This is a genomic window from Clostridium sp. (genome assembly GCF_047718555.1).
Classification (GTDB): Bacteria; Bacillota; Clostridia; order Clostridiales; family Clostridiaceae; genus Clostridium_I.
The window spans coordinates 1-4,718 of the sequence record NZ_JBDNRK010000105.1 but is presented as its reverse complement, the minus strand read 5'-3'; the positions used below and the strand labels follow the sequence as shown (position 1 = coordinate 4,718).

The window sequence follows — 4,718 nt, the reverse complement described above, 5'->3', positions numbered from 1 at the left end:
TGATAATACTATATTTGTATCTATTAATTTTAATCTTGGATGTAGTTTCACTATATACTTAAAGAGTTAAATCTAAAACTTTAGTTAGAATACTAATCATATTATCAGTATCTTTTTCAGTCACTATTAAAGGAGGCATTAAACGAATAATTGAAGGTCTTGGTGAATTTAAAATCAAGCCTTCTTGCAAACATTTATCTACAATTTCAGTTCCTTTGTCACATGGAAGATCGAATGCAATGAGAAGTCCATTACCACGTATATTTTTTAATTTATACTTATCTTTTAGCTCATCTAATTTTTTAAATATATAATTTCCTTGTATTTCGGCATTAATGAATAGTTTTTTGTTAATAACTTCTTCTACCACAGCCATCCCTACAGCCATTCCTAAGGGTTGAGCTGAATAAGTTCCACCTTGATCACCAGGTTCAAATATATTTAACTTTTCTTTAGTTAATAATGCAGATAGTGGATAGCCGCCGCCTATACCTTTAGCAAGTGTCATTATGTCAGGTTCAATTCCATAGTGCTCATAGGCAAATAATTTACCAGTTCTGCCGATGCCTGTTTGAACTTCATCAAAAATAAGTAGTATTCCATGTTCTTTGCATATATTGCTTATGGTTTCAATATAGACTTTGTTTGCTTTGTTAACGCCACCTTCTCCCTGAATAGGTTCCAGCATAATTGCACAGGTTTTTGAAGTTATAGAAGCTTTTATTGCTTTTATATCATTTAGTGGTACGTGTTTAAAGCCTGGAACTTTTGGTTCATATAAATCCTCCCAGATTTTTTTCCCTGTTGCAGACATTGTAGCAAGTGTCCTTCCATGAAAACTGTCAATCATAGTAATTATTTCATAGGCACCGTTAAGAAATTTTTCACCATATTTTCTTGCAAGTTTAATAGCACCTTCGTTTGCTTCAGAACCACTATTGGAAAAAAATACTCTGTCAAAGCAGGAATTATCAGTAAGCAGCTTTGCAAATTGAAGCATGGGTTTATTGTAAAATGAAGGACTAGCATTTATTAGTGTTTTAGCCTGTTTTATAATAGCATCATTAATAATATCAGGACAATGTCCAAGACAATTCACAGCCCAGCCTCCTATAAAATCAAGATAACATTTTCCTTCAGTGTCCAATAGGTACATACCTTTTCCATGTTCCATTACGATGTTTGGACGATTTGTAGTAAACAATATTGAATTTTTATTTTCGCTTATAAGATTATTAGTATAATTTATGTTTATTTGTTTCATAAATATATCAACACCTTTCATCAATGAATTTTATTTAGTGGAAATTTGTACTGCTGTTATTGGATAAATTTATAATATATTATATGCATTATTATACAATTAAATTTATAAATATACAATAAATTATTTTAAATTTTAATTTAAATTGATTCATGGGATAAAATTATCTTAAACAAGCTGCAATTAAATTGTAGATTTAATTAATGATAGCTAGTATTAGTATATAAACGATTTGAATAGAGTAGATAGATTATAATGAATATAATTTATTACAGCTTATATATTTAAAAATTGTTGTAATTTTATATATAACTAATATAAGCATTTATGCATAAATATTAGTTATTTTCTGATGAATAGAAAAAGTCCATTAGATAAACAGAATTCTTGGCATCAGGTGGAGTTTTTATTCCATCTGATGCTTACTAACAGAGTTCTTAGTATCGGTTTTTGATACTTAGAAATCGTTGTCCTTTAGGGTAAGTCGTTATTCAGGGACGTAGCCACTCTTTACTCCCACTCGAAGAAAAGCAGAGAACAAAAATCTTCGATTTTCTGTGAATCGCTTTCACAGAGTGCGATGGAAGTATTAGAGTGGGTAGTCATCGGATAAATCAAAAAAATAGTTGCAATACACAACAGTTTTGCATTACAATTAAATCGAGGTGATTAAATGGAAAGTCAGGAAAGTAATTATTTGCGTGAACTGATTAGAGTATTGGTAAGAAACCTAGGAATATTGGAGAAGGGGGATGCAACCTGCTGTGGTGTAACAATTTCACAATGTCATGCTATTGTAGAGATTGGAAGAGCACAAGAAATTTCTTTAAATGAGCTTGCTGAGATATTAACCTTAGATAAAAGTACAATGAGCAGAACGATAAATAATCTTGTAGAAAATAATTTAGTAGTTAGGAAACTGCATCCAGAGGATAGGCGATATGTAACCATAAAACTAACTGATGAAGGAATAAAGATATTTAAAAATATTGAAGAAGGAATGAAACAGTATTTTAATGCTATTTTCAATTCTATTCCAGAAAATAAAAGGGAACAAGTGATTGATAGCTTAAAGCTTTTAATTAAAGCTGTAGGTGAAAATAAATGTTGCTAGGGGGAATTTAAATATGAAAAATAATATTAAGGGACAAGTTAAAGCCTATTACGGAGGTATAGCTAAAAAAGTAAATGCTGAAACTAAAGTTACTTGTGGATGCGGCAGCTCATGTTGTGGAGATGATGCTGCAATCAACTCAAATCTTTATACAAAGGATTATATAGAAGGATTGCCAGAGGAAGCTATTAATGCCTCACTAGGATGTGCAAACCCTATTGTACTTGCAAATCCTCAAAAGGGAGAAGTTGTATTAGATTTAGGAAGTGGAGGTGGAATAGATGTATTTATTTCCTCAAAGTATGTAGGTGAAAGTGGAAAAGTTTATGGTCTTGATATGACAGATGAAATGCTTGAATTGGCAAATAAAAATAAAGATAAAATGGAAGTGAAAAATGTAGAGTTTATTAAGGGATACATTGAAGACATTCCTCTTAAAAATGAAAGTGTAGATGTTATTACATCAAATTGTGTAATAAATCTTTGTGAGAGTAAAGAAGATGCATTAAAAGAGGCATATAGAGTATTGGAAAATGGTGGAAGGTTAGCAATCGCTGATGTTGTGGTTCTTAAAGATATTCCTGAGGATATAAAGAAAAGTGTTGAAATGTGGGTTGGATGCATTGCTGGTGCTTTGGAAGTTAATGAGTATAAAAAAATACTTGAAAATGTTGGATTTAAGGATATTGAAATTACTCCAGTTAATATATACACCAAAGAAATAATAGAGGATATTGCAAAACAGAAGAACTTAGGAGATGTATATAGTAAGATAGATTCAGAACTTCTTGATGGAGCTTTTGCAGGAGCTCATGTTAAGGCATTTAAACAGTAGTTGGGGGAGAAAAAGATGGATTATAAAATTGATGAAATGAAGGAATCAGACTGGGAGCAAGTAGCAAAGATATATCTAGAGGGCATTAATACAGGTAAAGCAACATTTCAGACGGAAGTTCCAACCTTTGAAAATTGGAATAATGGACATATTGCTTCCTGCAGATTAGTAGCACGTTCAGTAGAAAATGATATATTGGGGTGGGCTGCATTAAGTCCAACATCAAGTAGATGTGTCTATGCAGGGGTTGCAGAAGTCAGTATATATATTGGAGAAAATTATAGGGGATTAGGAATAGGAAAAAATCTTTTTAATAGCTTGATTAAAAGATCAGAAGAAGAGGGATTTTGGACATTGCAATCAGGTATTATAAGAGAAAACACTGCAAGCATAGAGCTGCATAAGAAATGTGGATTTAAGCTGGTTGGCATAAGAGAAAAAATTGCCAAAATGAGTAATGGTGTATGGCATGATGTTGCATTTATGGAGCGTAGAAGTAATAAAGTGGGAATAAACTAATTATTTAGTATCAGTGAACTCGTTTCAGCAGGCTGAAACATCGGTAAATCAGGTGGGGAGTCTACCCCACCTGATTGGAAAGTCCCACCTTCGCTTCGCTTAGAGGTGGAGGCCTGAACCTTTCAGTCAGGAAAAGATAAATGAATCTTACTTAGTGGAAGTTTGAGCTTCTGCTAAGTTTAGATGAATTATCTGGTGATGTGATGAAAAAAATTATTAAAAAATAGTTGACAAATATAAACGTTTACATTATAATAAAAGCATGAAGAAGATATAAAAAACTTCTTCTAGCAACCCTAACTCATAAAGTAAAGGTAACAAAGAATTGCAAAGATTTAGTAATAAGGTTAAAAGCATTAACAGTAAAAAACTTATCAGGTATGGAAAAATGGATATTAAGTCAAAATATACTGTGTTATTTTGGATCATATAGGGAAATAGAAAATAGATAGTGAGTTATCAAAAGGTTCTATTGGTGAAGTATGATACAGAATGTGAAGTAGTATGATGACGATTTATTTATTTGAATATACCTTAAGTAAACAAAAGTGGATATTGTTAAATATTTGCAGATGTAAACTGTAAGAAGATTACTGAAAATGCCATGAACATTTGATTTAAGAGAATGTTCAGAAAAACTAAAAACATTTAGTAGTATTAATTTATAGAAAACACAGAATACAGATACTGAGAATCTGATTTGATGTGTACTATAAAATGATATTTACAAATGTTAAAAAAGAAGTAAATATAATTGTAAAGATATGTATATTGGCTAGTTATTGATCAATATAGTATATTGAAGAAGGTTGTATTAGAGAATTTAAAAATAGTAAATTTTTATAGTGTAATACACATTATAAAAAATAACTAAAAAAGGGTGATGGATATTCAAATAGAATCGGATTGTTCCAATGAGTTAGGAGTTGCTTAACCACCAATTAGTTTATATATAATATATAGCTAATTGGTGGTTTGATTTTTTG

Annotated in this window: 4 protein-coding genes; 3 read left to right on the top strand and 1 reads right to left on the bottom strand. The window is 30.9% G+C overall.

Annotation, left to right across the window (positions count from 1 at the left end; all coding sequences use genetic code 11):
• Nucleotides 1-58: 58 nt before the first annotated feature.
• Nucleotides 59-1,264 carry an acetylornithine/succinylornithine family transaminase gene (locus ABF633_RS20435; protein WP_415526524.1) on the bottom strand — a complete coding sequence of 402 codons (1,206 nt, stop codon included), beginning with the start codon at nt 1,262-1,264 and terminating at the stop codon, nt 59-61.
• 673 nt (nt 1,265-1,937) lie between these two features.
• Here ABF633_RS20435 and ABF633_RS20430 point away from each other — a divergent pair.
• The 3 genes from ABF633_RS20430 to ABF633_RS20420 are packed head-to-tail and all read left to right on the top strand — an operon-like array spanning nt 1,938 to nt 3,732.
• Complete coding sequence (locus ABF633_RS20430) at nt 1,938-2,378, top strand: MarR family winged helix-turn-helix transcriptional regulator (RefSeq protein WP_415526522.1); 441 nt, start codon at nt 1,938-1,940, stop codon at nt 2,376-2,378.
• 13 nt (nt 2,379-2,391) lie between these two features.
• Entirely contained in the window at nt 2,392-3,213 is an 822-nt protein-coding gene (gene arsM / locus ABF633_RS20425; RefSeq protein ID WP_415526520.1) for an arsenite methyltransferase, read from the top strand.
• Between the two features lie 15 nt (nt 3,214-3,228).
• Entirely contained in the window at nt 3,229-3,732 is a 504-nt protein-coding gene (locus tag ABF633_RS20420) for a GNAT family N-acetyltransferase (protein ID WP_415526518.1), read from the top strand.
• Nucleotides 3,733-4,718 lie beyond the last annotated feature (986 nt).

Excerpts from the sequence above, each read along its gene's own strand:
- ABF633_RS20435 (WP_415526524.1), bottom strand. The coding sequence starts at position 1,264 with ATGAAACAAATAAACATAAATTATACTAATAATCTTATAAGCGAAAAT.
- ABF633_RS20430 (WP_415526522.1), top strand. The coding sequence starts at position 1,938 with ATGGAAAGTCAGGAAAGTAATTATTTGCGTGAACTGATTAGAGTATTG.
- arsM (WP_415526520.1), top strand. The coding sequence starts at position 2,392 with ATGAAAAATAATATTAAGGGACAAGTTAAAGCCTATTACGGAGGTATA.
- ABF633_RS20420 (WP_415526518.1), top strand. The coding sequence starts at position 3,229 with ATGGATTATAAAATTGATGAAATGAAGGAATCAGACTGGGAGCAAGTA.